20 protein-coding genes and 1 pseudogene are annotated in these 22,810 nt (G+C 64.5%); 12 read left to right on the top strand and 9 right to left on the bottom strand.

Annotated features, from left to right (window positions below):
• The first annotated feature begins 275 nt into the window (after window positions 1–275).
• Window positions 276–1,541: an NAD(P)/FAD-dependent oxidoreductase gene (locus ACSKB8_RS11855; RefSeq protein WP_438104243.1), complete on the top strand. Its 1,266-nt coding sequence runs from the start codon at window positions 276–278 to the stop codon at window positions 1,539–1,541.
• Between the two features lie 299 nt (window positions 1,542–1,840).
• On the opposite strand, the gene ACSKB8_RS11850 is transcribed toward ACSKB8_RS11855, so the two are convergent.
• From ACSKB8_RS11850 to ACSKB8_RS11840, 3 genes are read right to left on the bottom strand one after another with little or no spacing between them, the layout of a single operon-like run.
• Entirely contained in the window at window positions 1,841–3,052 is a 1,212-nt protein-coding gene (locus ACSKB8_RS11850; protein ID WP_438104241.1) for an ABC transporter substrate-binding protein, read from the bottom strand.
• Window positions 3,053–3,111: 59 nt separating this feature from the next.
• On the bottom strand, window positions 3,112–3,435 hold the full coding sequence (locus ACSKB8_RS11845) for a 2Fe-2S iron-sulfur cluster-binding protein (protein WP_438104239.1): 324 nt from the start codon (window positions 3,433–3,435) through the stop codon (window positions 3,112–3,114).
• Window positions 3,436–3,446: 11 nt separating this feature from the next.
• Complete coding sequence (locus ACSKB8_RS11840) at window positions 3,447–4,667, bottom strand: cytochrome P450 (protein WP_438104237.1); 1,221 nt, start codon at window positions 4,665–4,667, stop codon at window positions 3,447–3,449.
• Window positions 4,668–4,750: 83 nt separating this feature from the next.
• Here ACSKB8_RS11840 and ACSKB8_RS11835 point away from each other — a divergent pair, with 83 nt between their 5' ends.
• Entirely contained in the window at window positions 4,751–5,257 is a 507-nt protein-coding gene (locus ACSKB8_RS11835) for a MarR family winged helix-turn-helix transcriptional regulator (RefSeq protein ID WP_128936925.1), read from the top strand.
• Window positions 5,258–5,514: 257 nt separating this feature from the next.
• On the opposite strand, the gene ACSKB8_RS11830 is transcribed toward ACSKB8_RS11835, so the two are convergent.
• Complete coding sequence (locus ACSKB8_RS11830) at window positions 5,515–6,141, bottom strand: glutathione S-transferase family protein (protein ID WP_438104235.1); 627 nt, start codon at window positions 6,139–6,141, stop codon at window positions 5,515–5,517.
• Between the two features lie 171 nt (window positions 6,142–6,312).
• Between ACSKB8_RS11830 and pyrE the strand changes: the two genes are divergently transcribed.
• A complete protein-coding gene (gene pyrE, locus ACSKB8_RS11825; RefSeq protein WP_091885388.1) occupies window positions 6,313–6,876 on the top strand; it encodes an orotate phosphoribosyltransferase in 564 nt (187 codons plus the stop codon).
• A 248-nt stretch (window positions 6,877–7,124) separates the two neighbouring features.
• Entirely contained in the window at window positions 7,125–7,898 is a 774-nt protein-coding gene (locus ACSKB8_RS11820) for a DUF2865 domain-containing protein (protein WP_370991139.1), read from the top strand.
• 122 nt (window positions 7,899–8,020) lie between these two features.
• On the opposite strand, the gene ACSKB8_RS11815 is transcribed toward ACSKB8_RS11820, so the two are convergent.
• Entirely contained in the window at window positions 8,021–8,452 is a 432-nt protein-coding gene (locus tag ACSKB8_RS11815; protein ID WP_438104234.1) for a hypothetical protein, read from the bottom strand.
• 182 nt (window positions 8,453–8,634) lie between these two features.
• On the opposite strand from ACSKB8_RS11815, the gene ACSKB8_RS11810 reads away from it, so the two are divergent.
• Entirely contained in the window at window positions 8,635–8,916 is a 282-nt protein-coding gene (locus tag ACSKB8_RS11810; RefSeq protein WP_438104233.1) for a GIY-YIG nuclease family protein, read from the top strand.
• Window positions 8,917–9,007: 91 nt separating this feature from the next.
• On the opposite strand, the gene ACSKB8_RS11805 is transcribed toward ACSKB8_RS11810, so the two are convergent.
• A complete protein-coding gene (locus tag ACSKB8_RS11805) occupies window positions 9,008–9,253 on the bottom strand; it encodes a hypothetical protein (RefSeq protein ID WP_128955863.1) in 246 nt (81 codons plus the stop codon).
• Window positions 9,254–9,456: 203 nt separating this feature from the next.
• Here ACSKB8_RS11805 and ACSKB8_RS11800 point away from each other — a divergent pair.
• Window positions 9,457–11,972 (top strand): annotated as a pseudogene (locus ACSKB8_RS11800) (glycogen/starch/alpha-glucan phosphorylase).
• A gap of 226 nt (window positions 11,973–12,198) precedes the next feature.
• On the top strand, window positions 12,199–13,014 hold the full coding sequence (locus ACSKB8_RS11795; RefSeq protein WP_438104231.1) for an acyl-CoA thioesterase: 816 nt from the start codon (window positions 12,199–12,201) through the stop codon (window positions 13,012–13,014).
• A gap of 168 nt (window positions 13,015–13,182) precedes the next feature.
• On the opposite strand, the gene ACSKB8_RS11790 is transcribed toward ACSKB8_RS11795, so the two are convergent.
• The 3 genes from ACSKB8_RS11790 to ACSKB8_RS11780 all read right to left on the bottom strand — a co-directional run bounded on the left by ACSKB8_RS11790 (window position 13,183) and on the right by ACSKB8_RS11780 (window position 18,497).
• On the bottom strand, window positions 13,183–14,799 hold the full coding sequence (locus tag ACSKB8_RS11790; RefSeq protein ID WP_370990988.1) for a phosphoenolpyruvate carboxykinase: 1,617 nt from the start codon (window positions 14,797–14,799) through the stop codon (window positions 13,183–13,185).
• A gap of 286 nt (window positions 14,800–15,085) precedes the next feature.
• Complete coding sequence (locus ACSKB8_RS11785; protein ID WP_438104229.1) at window positions 15,086–17,683, bottom strand: CHAT domain-containing tetratricopeptide repeat protein; 2,598 nt, start codon at window positions 17,681–17,683, stop codon at window positions 15,086–15,088.
• 64 nt (window positions 17,684–17,747) lie between these two features.
• Window positions 17,748–18,497: a HugZ family protein gene (locus tag ACSKB8_RS11780; protein WP_438110500.1), complete on the bottom strand. Its 750-nt coding sequence runs from the start codon at window positions 18,495–18,497 to the stop codon at window positions 17,748–17,750.
• Between the two features lie 243 nt (window positions 18,498–18,740).
• Here ACSKB8_RS11780 and ACSKB8_RS11775 point away from each other — a divergent pair, with 243 nt between their 5' ends.
• The 5 genes from ACSKB8_RS11775 to ACSKB8_RS11755 all read left to right on the top strand — a co-directional run bounded on the left by ACSKB8_RS11775 (window position 18,741) and on the right by ACSKB8_RS11755 (window position 22,726).
• Window positions 18,741–19,442, top strand: coding sequence for a response regulator transcription factor (locus ACSKB8_RS11775; RefSeq protein ID WP_008542552.1), 702 nt, complete (start codon window positions 18,741–18,743; stop codon window positions 19,440–19,442).
• A 117-nt stretch (window positions 19,443–19,559) separates the two neighbouring features.
• Entirely contained in the window at window positions 19,560–21,356 is a 1,797-nt protein-coding gene (locus tag ACSKB8_RS11770) for a stimulus-sensing domain-containing protein (protein ID WP_438104226.1), read from the top strand.
• On the top strand, window positions 21,353–21,877 hold the full coding sequence (locus ACSKB8_RS11765; protein WP_091884756.1) for an HPr kinase/phosphorylase: 525 nt from the start codon (window positions 21,353–21,355) through the stop codon (window positions 21,875–21,877). Before ACSKB8_RS11770 ends, ACSKB8_RS11765 begins: the two co-directional genes overlap by 4 nt.
• Window positions 21,878–22,010: 133 nt before the next feature.
• Complete coding sequence (locus ACSKB8_RS11760) at window positions 22,011–22,412, top strand: PTS sugar transporter subunit IIA (protein WP_007597752.1); 402 nt, start codon at window positions 22,011–22,013, stop codon at window positions 22,410–22,412.
• Window positions 22,409–22,726, top strand: a complete 318-nt coding sequence (locus ACSKB8_RS11755; RefSeq protein WP_091884753.1) for an HPr family phosphocarrier protein — start codon at window positions 22,409–22,411, stop codon at window positions 22,724–22,726. Before ACSKB8_RS11760 ends, ACSKB8_RS11755 begins: the two co-directional genes overlap by 4 nt.
• Window positions 22,727–22,810 lie beyond the last annotated feature (84 nt).

The raw sequence follows: 22,810 nt of genomic DNA, 5'->3' as shown, positions 1-22,810 counted from the left end.
GGTGATCGCCGGCCCGGGTCAGTCTTTATTGAACGCAAAATCTGTCGAGCCGCCAACGGCTCAGCGCCCGTCCCTGCACCATATTTCGCCCGAATTGGGGATGGCAAGAAATATAATTCTACTCACTTCGGCCAAGGCATGGTCAAGGCTGCGGCACTTTTTCGCGGCGGATCGATACACCAGGCCTATGCGACGATTGATGACGGCTATTGGACCGCGACGGCCAATCCGCACTTAAATGAGAAGGTAGAGCAGCGAGATTCGAGGGGCACATCATGACCACGACACCGCACCGCGTCGTCATCGTCGGAGCCGGCTTTGGCGGGCTGGAGACGACCTACCGGCTCGCGGGCGCGCCGGTCGAGATCACGCTGATCGACCGCCGCAACCATCATCTGTTCCAGCCGCTGCTCTACCAGGTCGCGACCGCTTCGCTCGCGACCAGCGAGATCGCCTGGCCAGTCCGTCATCTCATGCGGGGCCGGCGCGAGGTGACGACGCTGTTTGCGACGGTGAGCGGCGTCGATACCGACAGGCGCTGCGTGCTGATCGACGACGGCAGCGAGGTGCCTTACGACACCCTCGTGCTCGCCACCGGCGCACGGCACGCCTATTTCGGCCATGACGAATGGGAGCAGTTCGCGCCCGGCCTGAAGACGCTGGAGGACGCCACCACGCTGCGCCGGCACATCCTGGTGGCATTCGAGCGCGCCGAGCGTGAGACGGATCCGGAGAGGCGCGCGGCGCGGCTGACCTTCGTCATCGTCGGCGCCGGCCCGACCGGCGTCGAGCTCGCCGGCACCATCGCCGAGATGGCGCACCACACTCTGCCCGGCGATTTCCGCAACATCGACACGACGAAGGCGCGCGTCGTGCTGATCGAGGCCGGCCCGCGCGTGCTCGCGGGCTTTGCCGACGACCTCTCGGCTTACGCGCAGGCCTCGCTGGAGAAAATCGGCGTCGAGGTGGTGCTGGGGCAACCCGTGACCGAGATCGACCGCGACGGCGTGGTGTTCGGCGGCACGCGGCTCAACGCCAAGACCAGGATCTGGGCCGCCGGCGTGCGCGCTTCGCCCGCTGCCGAATGGCTGGGCGCACCAAGCGATCGCGCCGGCCGCGTGCAGGTCGAGGGCGACCTGACGATTCCGGGCCATCCCGAGATCTTTGCGATCGGCGACACCGTCAACATCAACGCCTGGGAGGGCAAGCCGGTGCCCGGCATCGCGCCCGCGGCCAAGCAGCAAGGCCGCCATGTCGCTGAGACCATCAGAGCGCGGCTGCGTGGCGAGACGAAGGGCGCCTTCCGCTACAAGCACGCCGGCAGCCTCGCGCAGATCGGCAAGCGGCTCGCGGTGATCGATTTCGGTCGCATCAAGCTGCGCGGCACCATCGCGTGGTGGATCTGGGGCATCGCCCACATCTACTTCCTGATCGGCCTCCGCCACCGCCTCAGCGTCGCGCTCAGCTGGCTCTGGATCTACTCCCGCGACCAGCGGGCGGCGCGGCTGATCACGCAGGGAAGTAGCAAGGTCGTTGGGTGATCTTCTCCCTCTCCCCGCTTGCGGGGAGAGGGTCGGGGTGAGGGGGAGTCTCCGCGGGGACGGTGAGAGTCGAATCCTTCGATGTTCCCCCATCGTCATTGCGAGCGCAGCGAAGCAATCCAGCATCCCTCCGCGGGAAGACTCTGGATTGCTTCGCTCCGCTCGCAATGACGTGCTGAAAGATCGTCGTTCCCAGAGGCACCTGGCTCGCGGAGGCTCCCCTCACCCGCCGCGCTGCGCGCGTCGGCCTCTCCCCGCACGCGGGGAGAGGCGAAGGAGACCGCGCTCGCCGCAACAATTTACTTCACCAGCTCGCAGCCGCCCTCCGCCAACGGGCGGAACGCCTGGTCCGCTGGGATGGTCGAGACCAGCTTGTAATAGTCGTAGGGATATTTCGACTCCTCCGGCTTCTTCACCTCGAACAGGTACATCGGGTGCACCACGCGGCCGTCCTGGCGGATGATGGTATCGCCGAACAGCTTGTCCTTGCCCCTGAACTTCTTCATCTCGGGCACGACGTTCTTCGCATTGTCGCTGCCGGTCGCTGCGACCGCATTGAGATAAGCGAGCGTGGAGGCATAAACGCCGGCCTGGTTGCCGCTCGGCATCTTGCCGTTCATGCCCGGACGCGCGGCGAAGCGTTTTGCAAACGCGCGGGTGTCATCGTTCATGTCCCAGTAAAAAGCTTCCATGAGCTGGAGCCCTTGCGCGACCTTGATGCCCATGCCGTGAACGTCGTTGATGAAGAGCAGGAAGGCGACCAGCTTCTGGCCGCTCTGCTGGATGCCGAACTCGGCGGCCTGCTTCACAGCGTTGATGGTGTCGCCACCGGCATTAGCAAGGCCGATCACCTGCGCTTTCGAGCTTTGCGCCTGCAACAGGAAGGACGCAAAATCGGAGGTGCCGAGCGGATGCTTGGATGAGCCGATCACCTTGCCGCCATGCGCATCGATGTATTTCTGCGCTTCCGACTCGATGCCCTTGCCCAGCGCGAAATCGACCGTGAGGAAATACCACTCCTTGCCGCCGCGCGACACCATCGCCGCTGCCGTGGTGTTACCGGTCGCCCAGGTGTCGTTGACCCACTGGATAGTGTTGGGCGAGCAGGCCTTGCCGGTGAGATCGGAGCTTGCGGTCGAGGACGCCAGGAACGTCATGCGGCTGTCGCGCAAGAGCGTGTTGATGGAGAGGCCGACGGCCGAGTTGGGCACGTCGACAATGGCGTCGACGCCTTCGACATCGAGCCATTTGCGCGCGATGGCGCTGCCGACATCGGCCTTGTTCTGATGATCGGCATAGACGATCTCGACCTTGATGCCTTTGCCGCCGCCGTTGAAGTCTTCCGCCGCCATGCGCGCGGCCTCGACCGAGCCCATGCCGTTGGTGTCCTGGAAGATGCCGGAGATGTCGTTGAGCACGCCGACGCGCACGACATTGTCGGATATCTCGGCGCTTGCCGCGCCGGCCACCAGGCTCGCAGCCAGTGCGAGTGCCCACTTCAGATGCTTCATCGTTTCCCTCCCCTGTTGGATTTGGTGCCACGCCGATCGTTGCCGGCGCGGTTCAGATTTCAGACCTGCCGCTCCGGCAGCTTCACGATGAGCCCGTCAAGCGCGGGCGTGACATGGATCTGGCAGGACAGCCGGCTGTTCGGCAGCCGCGCGCTCGCGGTGCCGTCGAGCAGCGCATCCTCGTCGGCGGCGATTGCTGGCAGGCGCGCGAGCCAGCTCTCGTCGACATAGACGTGACAGGTCGCACACATGGCGTTGCCGCCGCATTCGGCCAGAATGCCGTCGAGGCCGTGGCGGGTCGCGGCCTGCATGGCGCTCTCGCCATCGCCGGTCTCGACGCGGTCAGACTTGCCGTCCGGATGAATGAAGGTGATGGCGGGCATAAAACTCCTCGTCAGGCCGGGGTGATGGTGACAGGCAGGCTATCGAGCCCGCGCAGCGTGTTGTTGAAGCGGCGTTTTGGTTCGCCCGTGATCTCGATCTTCGCGATGCGTCGGGCCAGCGCCGTCAGCATCACCTCGCCTTCGAGGCGGGCGACGAGCTGACCGACGCACATGTGGATGCCGGAGCCAAAGCCGACATGGCCGGAAGTACGGCGGGTGATGTCGTAGCTGTCGGGCTTGTCCCAACGCCGCGGATCGCGGTTGGCGGCGGCGAGGAACATCAGCACTTTCTCACCCTCGCCGATCTTCGCGCCGGAGAGCTCGACCTCCCGCGTCGTGGTGCGGAAGAAGGTCTGCACCGGGCTTTCGAAGCGCACGGCCTCCTCGAAAGCGCCGCGCGCGAGCGTGAGATCCTCGCGCAGGCGCTGCCATTGATCCGGGAAGCGCGCGAGGCAATAGACCGCGGCGCCGATGCCGTTGACGGTAGTGTCGAGGCCGGCCGACAGCAGCGAACGCACCAAGAGTGGCGCTTCGGTCGCGGTGATCTCGCCGTCGTCGACGCGGGCATGGATGCATGCGCCGAATCCGCCGGGCGACAGATTTTCGCGCTGGCACTGCTCGGCGACATAGGCCTGATGCGGCGCCGAGCGTTGAATCGCCTCCTGGCGCAACTGGTTGGGCGGGCCGAAGGCATTGAACACCACGCTCGCATAGGGGATCAGATGCTCGCGTCCTTCCGGCTTCAGCCCGAGCGCATCCGGAAAGATCGAGAGCGGATAGGCCTCGGCAAGATCCGCGATCGCATCGAAGCTGCGCTTCTCCAGCAGCGCATCGACCCGCGCCTCGGCCGCCGCGGCGAAGCGGTCGCGCACCTGCTTCATCACGGTCGGCGACAGCACTTTTGACAGCACGGCCCGGGTCCGGGTGTGCGCGGGCGGATCGGCCTCCAGGATCAGGCTCGGCGGCCGCCACGGCGTCTCCTTCTTGAAATCACTGAGGCCGACGCCACGGCTGGAGCAGAAGGTCGCAGGATCGTTCAGCACGGCATGGACCTCGGCATAGCGCGCCACGCCGTACACACTCCATTTGTCTAGATAGACGACCGGACCTGCCTCCCGCAGCAATTCATGCGTGGGATAGGGATCGGCGAAAAAATTCGTCGCGAAGGGATCGACGTCGAGATGCGGCACCGCCGCAGATCCCGGTGATACCTGGGAGCCGGATGCGGTCATGGGAGACCTCCCTCATTTTGATCTTGTGAAAGGGCGGCGCATGCCCTTAGGTCTCTCGGCCCGCCGCGAGTCAGAACCCCGATATGCCGCCGTCTTCGACCAGAGTCCGCCAAAAGCCTGCGCCCAATGATGCGGGACCGACGCTCGATCTCGATCGTTACGTCCCGGCGTTCGTCACCTTCATCGCCAACAAGCTCTCGAACAGCGCGACCGCGTTCTATCAGCGCCAGTTCGGCGTCAACGTCACGGAATGGCGGATCATGTCGCTGCTGGCGATCGAGCCCGGTATTCCAGCCTCGCGCATCTGCCACGTCATCGGCTTCGACAAGGGGCCGGTGAGCCGGACGCTCGCCGGGCTCGAAAAGCGCGGGCTGGTGTCGATCCGCACCGACCCGAACGATGGCCGCACCCATTCGATCTCGCTCACGGCGAAGGGCCGCGCCACCCACGACAAGGTCATCGTCGCCGCGCTCGAACGCGAGCGGCGCCTGTTGTCCTGCCTCAGCAAGGACGAGCGCGAGGTGCTGATCGACCTGCTCCGCCGGCTGCACGAAAATCTCGGCGCGGTGACCGGCGGCACCGAGCCCTGACAGGCCGCGCGCCGGCTGTCCGCTCCCCTCATGTCTAGACGTGCGCCAGCATTTGCCGACGGCGCCAGTCCGGCCGCGCATTGTTTCCTCCGAGATCGGACGCGGCGGTTCCTCCGCCGTCGTCCTTGTCTGGGAAACGGTTCGCACAAATTAGTTGCTTAGGCAACAAAAGAATCGGCAGGATAATGCGGCAGGACGGCTGGCCTATTGGGCGAGGTATCTCCTGTTTCCCTTATGGGAGAGGCTAAAGAGCAACCTCAATCCAGCTTCGCCTCCATCCCCCGCTTCACCGCGGGCCGCGCCATCAGCGCCTCGTACCAGCGCTTGACGTTGGGGAAGTCGGCGAGATCGACCTTGTGGCGCGGATGGCGCCAGGCCCAACCCAGGATGGCGAAATCGGCAACCGAGAGCTCGCCGGCGACGAAGTCGCGGCCCTCCAGCCGGCGGTCGAGCACGCCATAGAGCCGGCGCGTCTCCGCCATGAAGCGCTTCAGGCCGTAAGCGCGGTCGTGCTCGTTCTCGAGCGCGATGAAATGATGCACCTGGCCGGGCATCGGGCCGAAGCCGCCCATCTGCCACATCAGCCATTCATAGACGGGGATGCGCGCGGCAAGCGATCTCGGCAGGAATTTGCCGGTCTTTTCGCCGAGATAGAGCAGGATCGCGCCGGATTCGAAGATGCTGACGGGCTTGCCGTCGGGACCCTCGGGGTCGACGATCGCGGGGATCTTGTTATTGGGGGAAAGCTTGAGGAACTCCGGGGCCATCTGCTCGCCCTTGGTGATGTTCACCGGGATCACCTTGTACGGCAGCCCCATCTCCTCCAGCGCGACCGAGATCTTGCGGCCGTTCGGCGTGTTCCAGGTGTGCAGTTCGATGGTCATGCCTTGCTTCCCTTCCCCAGGTTCGGCCCTCACCTACTCCAGAAGGTTGCACCCCCACAACCGGCGGGGCGGAATGGCCGATCCCTGTTGACGGGAGACGCCCCCTCTGGAATGTCGCGGCGGTCGCGGATAAATTCCGCCTCCTTCAAAAACGCTGTTCGAGGGACCGTCGTGTCGAAATCAGCCTCCCGCGCCCGCCTGTTCGAAATCATCCGCCGGCGCTCCTTTGGCCGCGGCGAGGTGACGCTCGCGTCGGGCCGCAAGAGCGATTTCTACTTCAACCTCAAGCCGACCATGCTCGACCCCGAGGGCGCGACGCTGCTCGCCGAGCTCACTTACGAGGCGCTGAAAGACGACAAGCTCGATTTCATCGGCGGGCTCGAGATGGGCGCGGTGCCGCTCGCCGGCGCGCTGGCGCAGATCTCCTGGATCAAGGGCCATCCGATCGCGGCGTTCTTCGTGCGCAAGAAACCGAAGGAGCACGGCGCCAAGCTCGCGATCGAGGGCTTGCCCAAGGGCGAGACCTTGGCGGGCAAGCGCGTCGTGATCGTCGAGGATGTCACCACCACAGGCGGCTCGGCGATGAAGGCGGTAGAATCCGTGCGCGAGACCGGCGCCAATGTGGTGCTGGTGCTGACCATGGTCGACCGCGAGGAAGGCGCCACGGACACTTTCGGCGCGGCCGGCCTGCCGTTCCGCTCCCTCTACAAGGCGTCGGAGTTCTTGAAGGCTTGAGGCCGCGAAACAGCCCTGGCCGTTACATTCGGGCGTGGCCCGGAAGCAACGATCTGTCGGAAGCTGTGCCCGGCCTCAAAGAGGTCACGGCCCCGACTTGAAACCGCCTCCGCTCAACTGCTCATTTACCATCCCGCTTTATGGTGAATCATGTGCCAAGACCTCGCTGGTCTCGGCCAGGTTCAGTAGCGTCCGTGGAGTGAGCGTTGCGTACAATCTCGTCCCATGCGCGCCGGCAGCGTCGCGCGATGCTTGTGGCCGCGATCCTTGCGGCACCGCTGCTCGTGGCCCCGGCTCCGGTCTCGGCCGAAGGCCTGTTCGACTTCTTCTTCGGTGGCCTGCAGCAGCAGCGCCCGCAGCGCGAGGTGCCGCAGCAGGCGAGCTCCTACACCGATCCCTTCACCGGCCAGCAGAATGCCGCAACCCCGCAATATGCGCCGCCGACCCGTTCGGCGGCGGCCGGCGGCTCCGGTCCGGCCTTCTGCGTGCGCAGCTGCGACGGCAAATATTTTCCGCTGATGCGCGGGCTCGTCTCGCCGGCGCAGATGTGTCAGGCGTTCTGCCCTGCCAGCGCGACGAAGGTCTATTTCGGCTCCTCGATCGAGGGCGCCGCGTCGCAGACCGGCGAGCGCTACGCCGACAGTGAGAACGCGTTCGCCTACCGCAAGGCGCTGCGCGCCGACTGCACCTGTAACGGGCGCGAACCCGTGGGCCTCGCCCCGGTCGACCTCGCGCTGGATTCATCGCTGAAGGCCGGCGACGTGATTGCGACCGCCGACGGCCTCGTTGCCTATACCGGCATCCGTGTCGGCAACGACCAAGCTGCGGACTTCACTCCGGTTGCCTCCTATCCCGGCCTCACCGCGCAGGTCCGCGCGCGTCTTGGCGAGATGAAGGTGGCCCCGGTGCGCGCCGAGACCGTGGCGGCGGATGCGCCGGCCGCGGAGATCGTGCGCGAGGCACTGCCCGATGTGACGGTGCCGAAGACGCAGAAGCCGGCGAAGCGGGCGGGATTGGACTGATCTCGTGTCCCGGACGCGGCGCAGCGCGAAAGCGATGCGACGCTGAGCCGGGACCCAGCAATTTCTGGGCCCCGGTTCAGCAGCGCATCACTGACGTGCTGCGCTGCGCCCGGGGTACGAGTCTACCGTCCGATGATCACCCCGATCACGTTCGGCGCTGCCAGATATTTCTCCTCGATCGCCGCGCGCGCAGCGGCACGGTTTTCCGGCGTCAGGAGGCCGCGCTTCTCGGCCAGGATCATCCAGCAAAAGCCCCACCAATCGGTCAGCATGCCCTGGTCATCGACGAGGTCATAACCCTGCTCGGCGGCGAAGATGCGCGCATGCGCTTCATCCAGCGTATCGAGGAACAGATGGTCGTCGGTCGAAAACAGCTCGTCGCTGATGTCGTCGATGGTGTAGCCCCAGATCGACTGGCACACCGCGTTGAACTCGCGGTCGAACTGGTCGTCATCGATCCTCTGGCGCCGCGCCGCCCGATGCAGTCGCGACAGCGACCGCGCGAAATCGGCGATCCGGGTGAGGGCAAATTGATCGAAGGCAATGGTGGACATGTAGTCCTCGCGAAGTCTGAAGGACGCTAGATATTGTGTCGGCGAGATGCCGAATCACAATGATATATCAAAGACTTGCTAAAGTGTTCTTAATTTGTTCTGTTGCTTCCACAATGTCGTCCCGGCGAAGGCCGGGACCCATAAACACCGCTGTCAGACGTTTTCGGACATGGGTGCCGCCAATGAATGCGCCAGCCGCGTACTACGTCAGCCGCCGCTACGGCACGTTGTACATCGGCGTTTGCAACGATCTCAGCAATCGGCTGACATTGCATCGTTCTGGACGCGGTTCGAAGTTCGTCACGAAATATGGCGTGACGCGGCTCGTCTACGTCGAAACCTACACTTCGCCATCCGAAGCGATCGCACGTGAGAAGGCGCTAAAGGAATGGCGCCGCGACTGGAAGATTCGCTTGATCGAGCAGGAAAATCCGGATTGGCGCGACCTATCGCATCTCATTTGACAACGGTGGTTATGGGTCCCGGCCTTCGCCGGGACGACAACCCAGTGAAAGCCTTCGGCCAAACGAGCGCTGTTTCCGCCGCACGATCCCCTCAATTCACCGCCGACATCAGCCTGTCTCCGCACGCGCTCGCATAAAACTTGCCGCCGCATTGGCGCTTGATGGCGGCACAGCGGGCTGCTGGCGTTGCGTTTTGCGGGAGCGAGACGGCGCAGCTGAGGCCGTCGGCGCTGCGGCCGATTTTTCCGGCGGCGGAGGCGGCGGTGGAGACGCTGATGCAGACAATGAGCAGGGTCGCAGTGGCGATTTCGATCAGCAGTCTCATCAGAGGTCTCATGGGTCTCCTCCACAGTGATGGCTGAATTGGCCGCCATTGTAGCAGCAAATCCATGTTTCTCCGTGCTGGTCCGGGTTCCAAAATCGGCCCGTTCCTTGCATAAATTTGCATCAACGCAGTGCACGACCGCGCCAGTGATGGTTCCGGTGCAGGGGCATGACGCGTAGGGTGAGTGGTGTTCGTTCGACCAGGAAGTGACGGCCTTGCAAGATCAATCGTTCCAGCCAAATTTTCCCGCCCCCGGCCAGCCCATCGACGAGCTCGCGCTGGCTGAGATCAAGGGTGCGATCCTGGCGAAGCTGCGCCTTGCGATCGGCAAAGACGCGGGCATGGCGACTAGGCACGACTGGTACCAGGCCGCCGCGCTCGCGCTGCGCGACCGCATCGTGCATCGCTGGCTCACAGCCGAGAAGCGCAGCTACGACGCCGGGCGCAAGCGCGTCTATTATCTCTCGCTCGAATTCCTGATCGGCCGCCTCTTCACCGACGCGCTCAACAACATGGGGCTCCTGAAGATCTTCGAGCTCGCGCTCGGCGATCTCGGCGTGTCGCTGCCCGAGCTGCGCAAATGCGAGCCGGACGCGGCGCTCGGCAATGGCGGCTTGGGCGGCTCGCCGCCTGCTTCATGGAGAGCATGGCGACGCTGTCGATCCCCGCGATCGGCTATGGCATCCGGTACGATTACGGCCTGTTCCGCCAGATCATCAATCAGGGCTGGCAGCAGGAATATCCGGACGAATGGCTGAGCTTCGGCAACCCCTGGGAATTGCAGCGGCCAGAGGTGATCTACGACGTCAATTTCGGCGGCGGCGTCGAGCATGTCGACGACAAGGGCCGCGACCGCGCCATCTGGCACCCGGGCGAGACCGTGCAGGCGATCGCCTATGACACGCCGATCGTCGGCTGGCGCGGCCAGCACGTCAACGCGCTCCGCCTGTGGTCGGCGCGCTCGCCCGATCCGCTCAGGCTCGATGCCTTCAACAAGGGCGACTATGTCAGCGCCAGTGCCGAGCAGGCGCGCGCGGAAGCGATCTGCAAATTCCTCTATCCGAACGACGAGAGCCCGGCGGGCCGCGAGCTGCGGCTGCGCCAGGAATATTTCTTCGTCTCCGCCTCGCTCCAGGATCTGGTGAAACGGCATCTCGCCTCTGACGGCCAGCTCCGCAGCCTCGCCGGCAAGGTCGCGGTGCAGCTCAACGATACCCATCCGAGCCTCGCCGTCACCGAACTGATGCGCATCCTCGTCGACCTCCACAATTTCCGCTGGGACGAGGCCTGGAAGATCACGGTCGCCACGCTCTCCTACACCAATCACACGCTGCTGCCCGAAGCGCTCGAGACCTGGCCGGTCGAGCTGTTCGAGCAGCTGTTGCCGCGGCATCTGGAGATCATCTACCGCATCAACGTGCAGCATCTGGCGCTGGCGGAGGCGCGCTGCCCCGGGGACATCGACTTCCGCGCTTCGGTCTCGCTGATCGACGAGAGGAGCGGCCGCCGCGTGCGCATGGGCCAGCTCGCCTTCGTCGGCTCGCACCGCATCAACGGCGTCTCGGCGATGCATTCCGACCTGATGCGCGAGACCGTGTTCCACGATCTCAACCATCTCTATCCCGGCCGCATCACCAACAAGACCAACGGCATCACCTTCCGCCGCTGGCTGATGCTGGCGAACCCGAAGCTGACCGATCTGTTGCGCGAGACCTGCGGCGATGCCGTGCTCGACGATCCCTCCCAGCTCAGCCTGATCGAAGCCCGCGCCAGCGACGTCGAATTCCAGAAGAAATTCCGCGCCGTCAAGCACGCCAACAAGGCGGCGCTGGCGCGGCTGATCGGCGAGCGGCTCGGCATCAAGGTCGATCCTGGCGCACTGTTCGACGTGCAGATCAAGCGCATCCACGAGTACAAGCGCCAGCTCCTCAACATCATCGAGACGGTCGCGCTGTACCAGGCGATCAAGGACGATCCCAACGGCAATTGGGTGCCGCGGGTGAAGATTTTCGCGGGCAAGGCCGCGGCGAGCTACCGCTACGCCAAGCTGATCATCAAGCTGATCAACGACGTCGCCGAGGCCGTCAACAATGATCCTGCGATCGGCGGCAAGCTCAAGGTCGCCTTCCTGCCCGACTACAATGTCAGCCTGGCCGAAGTGATCATTCCCGCAGCCGACCTGTCCGAGCAGATCTCGACCGCCGGCATGGAAGCCTCCGGCACCGGCAACATGAAGCTGGCGCTGAACGGCGCCATCACCATCGGCACGCTCGACGGCGCCAATATCGAGATCCGCGACCATGTCGGCGCCGAGAACATCGCGATCTTCGGCCTGGAGGCCGGCGACGTGATGATCCGGCGCAAGCAGGGTCTGGATGCGTCCGACGTCATCCGTAATTCGCCGAAGCTCCAGCGTGCCATCAATGCGATCGGGACCGGCGAATTCTCGAACGGCGATCCCGGCCGCTTCGAATCCATCGCGCATGCGCTGCGCTATCTCGACCATTACATGGTCAGCGCCGATTTCGATTCCTATTACGAGGCGCAGCGCGCGATCGATGCGCGCTGGCAGGTGGCGCCGGCCTGGACGCGCGCGTCCATCCTCAACGTCGCGCGCATGGCGTGGTTCTCGTCCGACCGCACCATCCGCGAATACGCCGAGGAGATCTGGAACGTGCCGGTCAATCCGACCACGCCGCTGCTGCCAGATCTGCGCGACGTCGCAGGCTGATTTTCCGCAGCGTGAAATCGGCCTTACCTGCGAGGTTATTGCACCTTGCAAGGCGGATGATGATATGATTGTCGTCATCCCCAAGCTGGCGTCAGTGATACGGACACCCTAGCTTCAAACACCGTCATTGCGTGCGCAGCGAAGCAATCCAGATTCTTTCCGCGGGGACGGTCTGGACTGCTTCGCTGCGCTCGCAATGACCGTCGGGGAGACACCGAGGAACACAATGCACGCCAAGCTCCCGCATCCTTTCGACGACGCCACCCGCATCACCGCCGGTGACTCCAGCTGGCAGGGGCACACCAGCGACGATTACTGGGCCTTTGTCGGTCCGTTCGGCGGCGCCACCGCCGCGACCATTTTGCGCGCGCTGATTGATCATCCCGAACGCGCCGGCGATCCGCTCGCGCTCACAGTCAATTACTGCGCACCGATCGCCAAGGGGCCGTTCGATCTCGACGTACGGCTGGTGAAGACCAACCGCTCCAGCCAGCATTGGAGCGTCGAGCTCAGCCAAGGCGGCGGCGAGGTCGCAACGCTCGCCACCGCCGTGTTCGCCGAGCGCCGGCCGTCCTGGGAGCACGGGGTGGCGAAGTGCCCGGACGCCAAGCCGTTCGAACAGACGCTGCCATTCCCGAAGATCGCGGCGTCCTGGGCCAACCAGTATGAATTCCGCTTCGTCGAGGGCGAGATGCGGATCGGCCCGCCGCAAACCGAGCCCACCAGCACCTATTCGAAGATCTGGATCAGCGACCGCACGCCGCGCAAGCTCGACATGCTGTCGCTGATGTCGATGTCGGATGCCTTCTTCGGCCGCATCTTCCATGCGCGGCGCGAGCTGGTGCCATTCGGCACGGTGTCGCTGACGACGTATTTCCACACCGATGCCGAAGAGCTGGCGGCTGAAGACATCACGCGCGTGCTGGCGACGGCCGACGCGAAGATCTTCCACAAGAGCTATGGCGACCAGAACGGCGAGCTGTGGTCACCGAACGGACGACTGCTCGCGACGACGACGCAGATCGCGTATTTCAAGGCGTGAGCTGCTCCCGCAGGGCACGTCATTGCGAGCGGAGCGAAACAATCCAGACTGTCTCCGCGGAGGGATTCTGGATTGCTTCGCTGCGCTCGCAATGACGGTGGAGAGAGCTCGCGCAAAGAAAAAGGGCGGCCTCGCGGCCGCCCTTTCGCAATTCAAACAGCGCAAGCTCTACTCCGCCGCGAGCTTCACGTCCGGCGCGGCTGCGCGCACTTCGGCGTCGACCTGGGCTTCGAACTTGGCGAAGTTCTTCTGGAACATGCCGATCAGCGCGCGCGCGGTCTTGTCGAACTCGTCCTTGTCCTTCCAGGTGTTGACCGGGTTGAGGATTTCGCTCGGTACGCCCGGCAGGGCGGTCGGGACCGCGAAGCCGAAATATTTGTCGGTGCGGAATTCGACGTTGCGAAGCGAGCCGTCGAGCGCGGCGGTGAGCAGCGCGCGCGTCACCTTGATCGGCATGCGGGAGCCGACACCATACTTGCCGCCGGTCCAGCCGGTGTTGACCAGCCAGCAGTCGACATTGTGCCGGGCGATGAGCTCACGCAGCATGTTGCCGTAGACGCTGGGGTCGAGCGGCAGGAAGGGCGAGCCGAAGCAGGTCGAGAATTCCGGCTGCGGCTCGTTGCCGAGACCGCGCTCGGTGCCGGCGACCTTGGCGGTGTAGCCGGACAGGAAGTGGTACATCGCCTGCGCCGGCGAGAGCTTTGCGATCGGCGGCAGCACGCCGAACGCGTCGGCGGCAAGCATCACCACGTTCTTCGGCTGCGGCGCACGGCCGGTGCGCGAGGCGTTCGGAATGAAGTCGAGCGGGTACGCCGAGCGCGTGTTCTCGGTCTTGGAGCCGTCGTCGAAATCGACGACGCGGGTGTCCTTGTCGAGCACGCAATTCTCGAGCACCGCGCCGAAGCGCGTCGATGCAGCAAAGATCTCGGGCTCGGCTTCCTTCGACAGCTTGATGCACTTGGCATAGCAGCCGCCTTCGAAATTGAACACGCCGTTCGGGCCCCAGCCGTGCTCGTCGTCACCGATCAGGGTGCGGTTGGGATCGGCCGACAGCGTGGTCTTGCCGGTGCCTGATAGCCCGAAGAAGATCGCGGTGTCGTCGTTGGCGCCGACATTGGCGGAGCAGTGCATCGGCATCACGCCGCGCTCGGGCAGATAGTAGTTCAGCGTGGTGAACACCGACTTCTTCATCTCGCCTGCGTAGTAGGAGCCGCCGATCAGGACGATCTTGCGGGCGAAATCAATCGCGACGACGTTCTCCGAGCGCACGCCATGGCGCTTCGGATCGGCGCGGAAGCTCGGCATGTCGATGATGGTGAGCTCGGGCGTGAAGCTCGACAGCTCGACGGCCTCGGGGCGGATCAGCAGCGTGCGGATGAACAGCGAGTGCCAGGCGAGCTCGGTGAAGACGCGCGTTTTGATCCGGTAGGCCGGATCGGCGCCGCCATAGAGATCCTGCGCGAACAGAGTCTTGCCTTCGGCGTGCTTGAGGAAATCCTGATGGAGCGCCTCGAACTGCTCCGCGGTGATCGACTGGTTGCCGGCCCACCACATCTTCTTGTCGGTGGTGGCGTCACGCACCGTGAACTTGTCCTTCGGGCTGCGGCCGGTGAACTCGCCGGTGTCGGCGCAGAGCGCACCGTCGGCGGACAGCACCGCCTCGCCTGCCGAGAGCGAGTATTGATAGAGTTGTGGCGCACCGAGGTTCCAGTGAACCTGCTTGAGATTCTTTAAGCCGAATTTGTCGGCGCCGAAGGCACCGTTGCGCACGCCCGTCTCTTGCACGAAAAAATCCTCCTAGAACCCGCGACACTTAGCGCGACCAAACTTTGGCGCCATCGCGGTCACCGTGAATATAGGCCATTTAGCCTCGGTTGGGCGACCTAATACTGATGAACGCTGGCGTTGCCAAGCTGATCCCGTAGGATTTAGTTTATTCAAAGACCGCGCCAAACGTCGCGCATGTCAGCTCTGAGCAGGCGCATTCAAAAAGTTCGAATGATCGCGCAACCAAACGCGCATTTGCGCGTTACTTCCGGTTATTGCGACGCACAACGCCCGACGTGGCTTCCTATCGTACCTCACCTTCGCCGATGAGTGCGAACGGCCCCCACATCGCAGGGTAGGCGTTGCGCGGTGACGAGGCGTCATCGAGATAGCTTAACATCGCGCGGCGCAAGGCTTCGGCGCGACCGATCTTCGGTTCGTTCTTGAGCAGCTCGAACGTCGACGTGGTCAAGCGCGTGGCAGCTTCTGAATCCACCGCCCAATGCGAGACAAGGAGCGCGCGGGCACCGGCATAAAAGAACGAGCGCGCCAATCCCGACAGGGCTTCGGCGCCCGGCTTGTCGCCCGCGATGGTGTTGCAGGCCGACAGCACAACCCAATCCGCATTGAGCTTGAGCTGGGCCACTTCGCTCGCGGTGAGCACGCCGTCGTCGAGCTCCGATGGCTGATCGGGAATGGAGAGTGCAAGCGAGGGCTCACCCAGTCCCTTGATGTCGCCGGCGACAAGGCCGTGGGTGGCAAAGTAGATGATGCCATATTGAGCAAGCGCTGCACGCTTGAGCGTCGTTTCGCTGGCGTCGCGACCGAGATGGATGTCGGCATCGGTCGCGCCGACATCCCTCGCTACCGCGTTCAGCTCGTCCGCAGTATCCGGCAGTTGCGGCAGCGCCTGCGCCAGCCGCGCACGATCGACGCCGGCACCGCGCCAGAAATCGGTATAGGCGATGGTCGCAATGCTGCGCGCCGCCACCTTGCCGCTTGCGGCACGATGCTCGGCCGGTCCCTCCAGCGCAGGGTTGAACACGGGATCGCCGAAGCCGGTCATCGGCTTGATGCCTCGATCCCTGCGCGCAAAGGCGCGCAGGGATTTCAGGCTGATCACCGACGGCAGCACCGAGACGGCCTGGCGCCGCAACAGCCAGGCGGCGCTGCGATAGCCTTCGAGCCTGTCCGGGATCGCCGCTTGCGGCTTCTCCGTGACCAGCAGATGAAACGGCAACGCGGTCAGCGCCGCTGACGGCACGACCAGTAAGTTGCGCTTGTCTTTCGTCAGCGCCTCCACCGGACCAAGCAGCGCGGCATAGAGCTCGTTCGCGAGCGCAAGGTCGAACAATCCGGCTTTGCCGGAGGCATCATGCGCCTTGCCGACGTCCAATCCCCGGCGGAAGGCGGACACTTTCTGCGCCAGCGCATCAGCGCCGAGCGGGATCTCCTTCCAGTCGACGCCGTCGCGGGTGATCGCGATGACGTAGCTTTGCTTGTCGACGATCGAATAAAGCACCATCGCCTCGTCGGCCGACAGCAATGCCTGAATGTCCTTCACCGCCAGCGGCAGCGGGTTGGAGAGCGAGGAATAGTCGGGAAACTCGACGGCGAGGGTCTTCTGCAATCCGCTGCGCTCGCTCGCGATTGCCGCAATCCGCGCGCGGCTGCGCTGTTCGGCCGCGCGGTCGCGTTGAGCGGAAGGCTTCGACACCGCAGCGATGATCGCCTTGTCGAGCGCATCGGACTCGGCCGCGAGGTCCTGATCTTTGCGCACGAGCTCGGCGAGCCGGTCGCTGCCGGCGGCCAACCGCACCGCGAGCTTGTTCACGGCGGAGGCGGCAGAGGATTGCGTGCCGCGCTGGATCGCCGCGAGCGCCTCGTCCAGTGCCTTGTCGTCCGGCAGGAGATGCTGCTGCCGCGCGGAAAACAGGATCGGCAACACGACGCGCAACTGCGCACGATTGTTGGCGAGCGTCTTTTCCGCAAGCGGCAAGGCGTCGGCAGTCCGCCCGGACACCTCGAGGAAATAGGCGAAATTGCTGGTCGAGATTGCGACGTCGGGGTGATCGGCGCCGAATGCGCGCTCGCGGATCACCAACGCGCGGCGATACAGCGGCTCGGCCTCGGCATAGCGCTGCTGGTGCTGATAGAGACCCGCGAGATTGTTCAGCGAGCGGGCGACGTCGGGATGCTCCGGCCCCAACACCTTCTCGCGGATCGCGAGCGAACGCTTGATCGGCGCTTCGGCATCAGCATCGCGATTGAGGTCGCGATCGACCTGACCGATGTTGTTCAGGACTGTCGCAACCGCGGGATGCTCGGGCCCGGCTGCTTTCTGGTAGATCGCAAGCGCCCGCTGGAACAGCGGCTCGGCCTCGGCAAAATGCTCCTGTTTGACGTAGAGCGTGGCCAGATTGTTGAGGGCCTGGCCGACATCGGGGTGCTCACGCGGCAAGCTCTTTTCGCGCACGGCGAGCGCGCGCTTGAACAGCGGCTCGGCCTCGGCGAAGCGGCCCTGCCGCTGATATAGCGCGGCGAGATTGGTCAGTTCGGCCGCGACCAATGGAGTGTCGAGGCCAAGCGACTTTTCCATCAATGCGATTGCGCGCTTGTAGAGCGGCTCGGCCAGATCGTCGCTCCCCTGGCCGGCATGGACCTGACCGAGATTGTTGAGCGCAGCGGCGAGTTCACGGCCGTTGTCGCTCTCCTCCAGGCTCGCAACCATCGCCTGCGCGAGCGGAAGCGCTTCCGAATACTTGCCGGCACTCGTGAGCGCGTTGATCTTGGCGCCCTGCGCCGCGAGATTGCCCTTCTGGGCAAGGCCAGCCGTGGACAGCGATGCGCTCGCCGCGAGTGCGAGGCCTGCGATCAGCGCCAGTCGATTCCATCTTGCCATGAACACTCTCGCTGCCGCCGTCGGACCGATCACGGTCTTAGGTCGCAGCGATGAGCGGCGACGTTCAAAGCGTTGCGCCCTGGTCCATCTTCTTGCGCGCCTCACCAGCGAGGCGGACCAGCATCTTGCGCAGTGCCGTGCCATCCGTCACCCGCTCCGGGAAGTCCAGCCGCAGGGCGGTCTGATCCATTTGCATATCGAAGCCCTCCGGATCGCAGCCGGTGCAGCGCCAGTCGCCCTCGGCGGCGCCGAGGAGCCTTGTGGCATAGAGGTTCATGGCGTCGCGATGGTCGGCATTCATGTGCTCGACGGCGCCCTGTTCCGCCGCGAGCAAATCCTCGGCGCCGGTGAGATCCGTGAGGAACTGCTCGGGCGTGAGGTCGACGATCCGGCCGAAGCCAGCGACCAGATGGGTTCCCGAGGGCCGGATCCGGAAGAAGGAGAAATCCTTAAACGAAACAAAGTCTTCCGCCGAGGGATGGGCATTGAGATACCGTCGCTGGAGCAGCTCTTTGTCGGCGCCGGCCTGTTCCGCCCGGCCGGACAGCATGATCCGGGCCCCTTCCAGGGGATCACCGGCCGCGCGCTCGTCCAGCATCAGCGAGATCCGGCTGTCCGCGAGGATGTTCCGGGTATGCACGGCGAGGCGCGAGATCAGCAGGATCGGCGAGCCATCGGGATGGCTCGCCAGATTGACCAGGGAACAATAGGGATCGCCGCTCCCGGCCATCAGGGTTGCCAGCGCCCCCTGCCGCGACCGTCGCAGCAGCGATTTGGCGAGTTTCGCGGGGTCGAAATCCGGGGTCGGTTGCATCGGCTTTCTCGGGGTCAGGTGGTTGCAAGGGAGGCCTTTTTTCGGGTAAACGGGGGCCAGGTTATGGGTCGAGACGCGGCGGATCTGCCGCGTTTCGTGGAACTTGGTCACACTTCAGCCTAGCTTGCATTGCTCGGTGACAAGGTTCGTATGCCGAGTTCGGCACCCATTGTATGCGGCGCATCACTGGATTGCTCGCCGTTTCAAGCCACGACCCAAACGGAAAGCAGAAAGCAGAGGCTCATGCCCACAATCGCTTTGGTCGACGACGACCGCAACATTCTCACATCCGTCTCGATCGCGCTGGAAGCCGAAGGCTACCGCATCATGACCTACACCGACGGTGCCTCCGCGCTTGACGGTTTTCGCACCACCCAGCCCGATCTCGCGATCCTCGACATCAAGATGCCGCGCATGGACGGCATGGAGACGCTGCGTCGTCTCCGGCAGAAATCCGATCTGCCGGTGATCTTCCTGACCTCCAAGGACGAAGAGATTGACGAGCTGTTCGGCCTCAAGATGGGCGCCGACGACTTCATTCGCAAACCGTTCTCGCAGCGCCTTTTGGTCGAGCGCGTCAAGGCGGTGCTGCGCCGCTCGGCGCCGAAGGACCCGACCGTCGCGCCGAAGGAGAACGATGCCAAGGCGCTCGACCGCGGCCTTTTGCGCATGGATCCGGAACGGCATACCTGCACCTGGAAGAACGAGCCGGTGACGCTGACCGTCACCGAATTCCTGATCCTCCAGGCGCTGGCGACCCGGCCCGGCGTGGTGAAGAGCCGCAACGCGCTGATGGATGCGGCCTATGACGACCAGGTCTATGTCGACGACCGCACCATCGACAGTCACATCAAGCGGCTGCGCAAGAAGTTCAAGGTGGTCGACAACGAGTTCGAGATGATCGAGACGCTCTACGGCGTCGGCTACCGCTTCAAGGAAGCCTGAGGCGGCAGGCAGCTTCACGAAAGACGAGAGCGTCGCCGGTTCTGATTCCATCGGGACCGGGATCGCTCTAGGATGCGGGGACCTTCTCAACGAGCTGTCCTAACGCGGGCGTAAGCATTGCTTGACCGAACGCAGCCTGATCCAAACCAGAGCGCCGAGGATGTCGCATCCCACGGCGTTCCGGAGCACGTTGTCGAAGACAAGCAGCAGGGTTGGCGTCCGCTGAACTGGTTGAAGCGCGCCGGGCAGTTCTTCTTCGCGCTGTCCTTCTCGAGCCTGACCCGCCGCATCGTCTCGCTCAACCTCGCCGGCCTCGTCGCGCTGGTCGCCAGCATCCTGTATCTATCGCAATTCCGCGCCGGCCTGATCGACGCGCGGGCTCAGAGCCTCCTAGTGCAGGCCGAGATCATCGCTGGCGCCATCGCGGCCTCAGCGACCGTGCAGACCAACGCCATCACCATCGACCCCGACCGGCTGCTCGATCTCAAGCCGGGCGAGACCTATGGCGGCTCGGACGAATATTCGCCGCTGGACTTCCCGATCAATCCGGAGCGCGTAGCGCCGGTGCTGCGCACGCTGATCTCGCCGACCAAGACGCGCGCGCGCATCTACGATCCGAATGGCAGCCTGCTGGTCGACAGCCGCAACCTCGAAAACGTGCTGCGCTACAACCTGCCGCCGCCGGCCGAGAAGCCCGGCATCGTCGAGCGCGGCATGGTCGCAGTGCGGACCTGGCTGAACCGCGGCGACCTGCCGCTCTACCGCGAGCTCGGGCCTGAGAATGGCAATGGTTACGCGGAGGTTGGCGACGCACTCCAGGGCCAGAAGCGCTCGATGGTGCGGGTCAATGCACGTGGCGAGGTGATCGTCTCGGTCGCGGTCCCCGTGCTGCGCTCGCGTGCCATCCACGGCGCCTTGATGCTGTCGACCCAGGGCGACGACATCGACCAGATGGTCACCGCCGAGCGCCTCGCCATCCTGAAGGTCGGCGGTGTTGCCGCAACGGTCATGATCATGCTGTCGCTGCTGCTTGCCAGCACGATCGCAGGTCCGGTGCGCCGGCTCGCCGACAGCGCCGAGCGGGTCCGCCGCCGCATCAAGGCCCGCATCGAGATTCCCGATTTCACCCGCCGCCGCGACGAGATCGGCCACCTCTCCGGCGCGCTGCGCGACATGACCAGCGCGCTCTACAGCCGCATCGAGGCGATCGAGATGTTCGCCGCCGACGTCGCCCATGAACTGAAGAACCCGCTGACCTCGCTGCGCTCGGCGGTCGAGACGCTGCCGCTGGCGCGCAACGAGACCAGCCGCGCACGTCTGCTCGAGGTGATCGAGCACGACGTCAAGCGGCTCGACCGTCTGATCTCGGACATCTCGGACGCCAGCCGCCTCGATGCCGAATTGCAGCGCCAGGATGCGATCCCGGTCGATTTGCGCCGCCTGCTGACGACGCTTGCGTCCGTCGCCAACGAGACCAAACTCGGCCACGACGTCGCGGTCGAGACCCGCTTCGAGGGCCGCGGCCCGACCGACACGTTCGCCGTGACCGGTCACGATTCACGGCTCGGACAGGTCGTCTCCAACCTGCTGTCCAACGCACAATCGTTCTCGGAAGCCGGCAGCAAGGTACGCCTCACCTGCCGCCGCGCGCGCGGAGAGATCGAGATCGTGATCGACGACGATGGCCCCGGCATCCGCGACGACGCGCTGGAGCGCATCTTCGAGCGCTTCTACACCGACCGTCCGCATCAGGGCTTTGGCCAGAACTCCGGCCTCGGATTGTCGATCTCCAAGCAGATCGTCGATGCCCATGGCGGGCGCATCTGGGCGGAGAACCGCGCAGGCCCGCTCGATGCCGACGGCGCGCCGACGGTCACGGGCGCGCGCTTCGTGGTGAGACTGCCGGCGCTATGAGCGACGGCGGTCCCAGCGTGCACGCCTCCGCCGTCAAGGTCGGGAATTTTGCCGTGCTGATCCGCGGTCCCTCGGGCTCCGGGAAGTCGCGCCTTGCCTTCGATTTGATCATGGCGGGCCGGTCGGGCCTGATCGAAAGGGCCGTTCTGGTCGGGGATGACCGTGTCCATCTGGCGACAGTCGGCCATGAAATTGAAGTCCGCCCCGCTCCGGTATTGGCTGGCCTGATCGAGATCCGGGGCTTGGGAATCCGCCGCTGCGACTTCGTGGAGCATGCGATGGTCGGCCTCGTGGTCGATCTCGACGCGGCGGACGCCGAGCGCCTGCCTGCGACAGAATCGCTGAAAACCAGCATTTCTGGTGTCGAAATACCGCGAATCCCTGTTAGCCGCGGCTATTCGCCCCTCCCATTGGTTGTTGCGGCCTTGACCACTACCAAGAGTTCATCTTCCGTTAAGCCCTCAGCCGATTGTTTGAAGGGAAATGGTAACCATATGAACCCCACTATCGCGACCGAATAGACCGGCGCAGCTCCCCTCATCCATCCGTCTAGATTTAGGGAGATACGCAACATCCCCTCTTGCGCAGGGGCTCTGGATGGTCAAAGTGGCGCGTTCGTGCGGCGCACCAAAAGCGCCCGCGAGGAGTTTTCCGATGATTGGTCTAGTACTTGTGACCCACGGGCGCCTTGCCGACGAATTCAAGGCAGCGCTTGAGCATGTCATGGGCCCACAAAAGCAAATCGAAGCGATCACGATCGGTGCCGAAGATGATTCCGATCTCTGCCGAAGCGACATCATCGAGGCGGTTAACCGCGTCGATTCCGGCGACGGCGTCGCGATCCTCACCGACATGTTCGGCGGCACGCCGTCGAACCTCGCAATATCCTGCATGAGCCGGCCCAAGGTCGAAGTGCTCGCGGGCATCAACCTGCCCATGCTGGTGAAGCTCGCCAAGGTGCGCGAGGAGCGTCCGCTGCCCGACGCGATCGCGATGGCGCAGGAAGCCGGCCGCAAATACGTCACCATCGCCAGCCGCGTGCTCGCCGGCAAATGAGCGACGACGCGCCGCAAGCCGCAACGGGCGTGCCCGCGGGGGCGATCTCCAAAGAGCTTCTGATCATCAACAAGCGCGGCCTGCACGCCCGCGCCTCGGCGAAGTTCGTCCAGGCGGTCGAGCGCTTCAACGCGCAAGTGTGGGTGACGCGCGGCGGCGAGACCGTCGGCGGCACCTCGATCATGGGCCTGATGATGCTGGCTGCGGGTCCCGGCACGACCATCACGGTCGCGGCTGCCGGCGACGAAGCCGAAGCGGCACTCACGGCGATCACCGAGCTCGTCGAGAGCAAGTTCAACGAGGAAGGGGTTTAGGCCCTTCTCTCGCCACGCGCCGTGCTGCGCTCCCTCGCCCCGTTCTTACGGGGAGAGGGTTGGGGTGAGGGGCCTCCCTCCGCG

The organism is Bradyrhizobium sp. BR 1432 (genome assembly GCF_051547705.1).
Taxonomy (GTDB): domain Bacteria; phylum Pseudomonadota; class Alphaproteobacteria; order Rhizobiales; family Xanthobacteraceae; genus Bradyrhizobium; species Bradyrhizobium zhanjiangense.
This window is presented reverse-complemented; position numbering and strand designations above follow the sequence as displayed.

Excerpts from the sequence above, each read along its gene's own strand:
- ACSKB8_RS11855 (WP_438104243.1), top strand. The coding sequence starts at position 276 with ATGACCACGACACCGCACCGCGTCGTCATCGTCGGAGCCGGCTTTGGC.
- ACSKB8_RS11850 (WP_438104241.1), bottom strand. The coding sequence starts at position 3,052 with ATGAAGCATCTGAAGTGGGCACTCGCACTGGCTGCGAGCCTGGTGGCC.
- ACSKB8_RS11845 (WP_438104239.1), bottom strand. The coding sequence starts at position 3,435 with ATGCCCGCCATCACCTTCATTCATCCGGACGGCAAGTCTGACCGCGTC.
- ACSKB8_RS11840 (WP_438104237.1), bottom strand. The coding sequence starts at position 4,667 with ATGACCGCATCCGGCTCCCAGGTATCACCGGGATCTGCGGCGGTGCCG.
- ACSKB8_RS11835 (WP_128936925.1), top strand. The coding sequence starts at position 4,751 with ATGCCGCCGTCTTCGACCAGAGTCCGCCAAAAGCCTGCGCCCAATGAT.
- ACSKB8_RS11830 (WP_438104235.1), bottom strand. The coding sequence starts at position 6,141 with ATGACCATCGAACTGCACACCTGGAACACGCCGAACGGCCGCAAGATC.
- ACSKB8_RS11820 (WP_370991139.1), top strand. The coding sequence starts at position 7,125 with ATGCTTGTGGCCGCGATCCTTGCGGCACCGCTGCTCGTGGCCCCGGCT.
- ACSKB8_RS11815 (WP_438104234.1), bottom strand. The coding sequence starts at position 8,452 with ATGTCCACCATTGCCTTCGATCAATTTGCCCTCACCCGGATCGCCGAT.
- ACSKB8_RS11810 (WP_438104233.1), top strand. The coding sequence starts at position 8,635 with ATGAATGCGCCAGCCGCGTACTACGTCAGCCGCCGCTACGGCACGTTG.
- ACSKB8_RS11805 (WP_128955863.1), bottom strand. The coding sequence starts at position 9,253 with ATGAGACCTCTGATGAGACTGCTGATCGAAATCGCCACTGCGACCCTG.
- ACSKB8_RS11795 (WP_438104231.1), top strand. The coding sequence starts at position 12,199 with ATGCACGCCAAGCTCCCGCATCCTTTCGACGACGCCACCCGCATCACC.
- ACSKB8_RS11785 (WP_438104229.1), bottom strand. The coding sequence starts at position 17,683 with ATGGCAAGATGGAATCGACTGGCGCTGATCGCAGGCCTCGCACTCGCG.
- ACSKB8_RS11780 (WP_438110500.1), bottom strand. The coding sequence starts at position 18,497 with ATGCAACCGACCCCGGATTTCGACCCCGCGAAACTCGCCAAATCGCTG.
- ACSKB8_RS11775 (WP_008542552.1), top strand. The coding sequence starts at position 18,741 with ATGCCCACAATCGCTTTGGTCGACGACGACCGCAACATTCTCACATCC.
- ACSKB8_RS11765 (WP_091884756.1), top strand. The coding sequence starts at position 21,353 with ATGAGCGACGGCGGTCCCAGCGTGCACGCCTCCGCCGTCAAGGTCGGG.
- ACSKB8_RS11760 (WP_007597752.1), top strand. The coding sequence starts at position 22,011 with ATGATTGGTCTAGTACTTGTGACCCACGGGCGCCTTGCCGACGAATTC.
- ACSKB8_RS11755 (WP_091884753.1), top strand. The coding sequence starts at position 22,409 with ATGAGCGACGACGCGCCGCAAGCCGCAACGGGCGTGCCCGCGGGGGCG.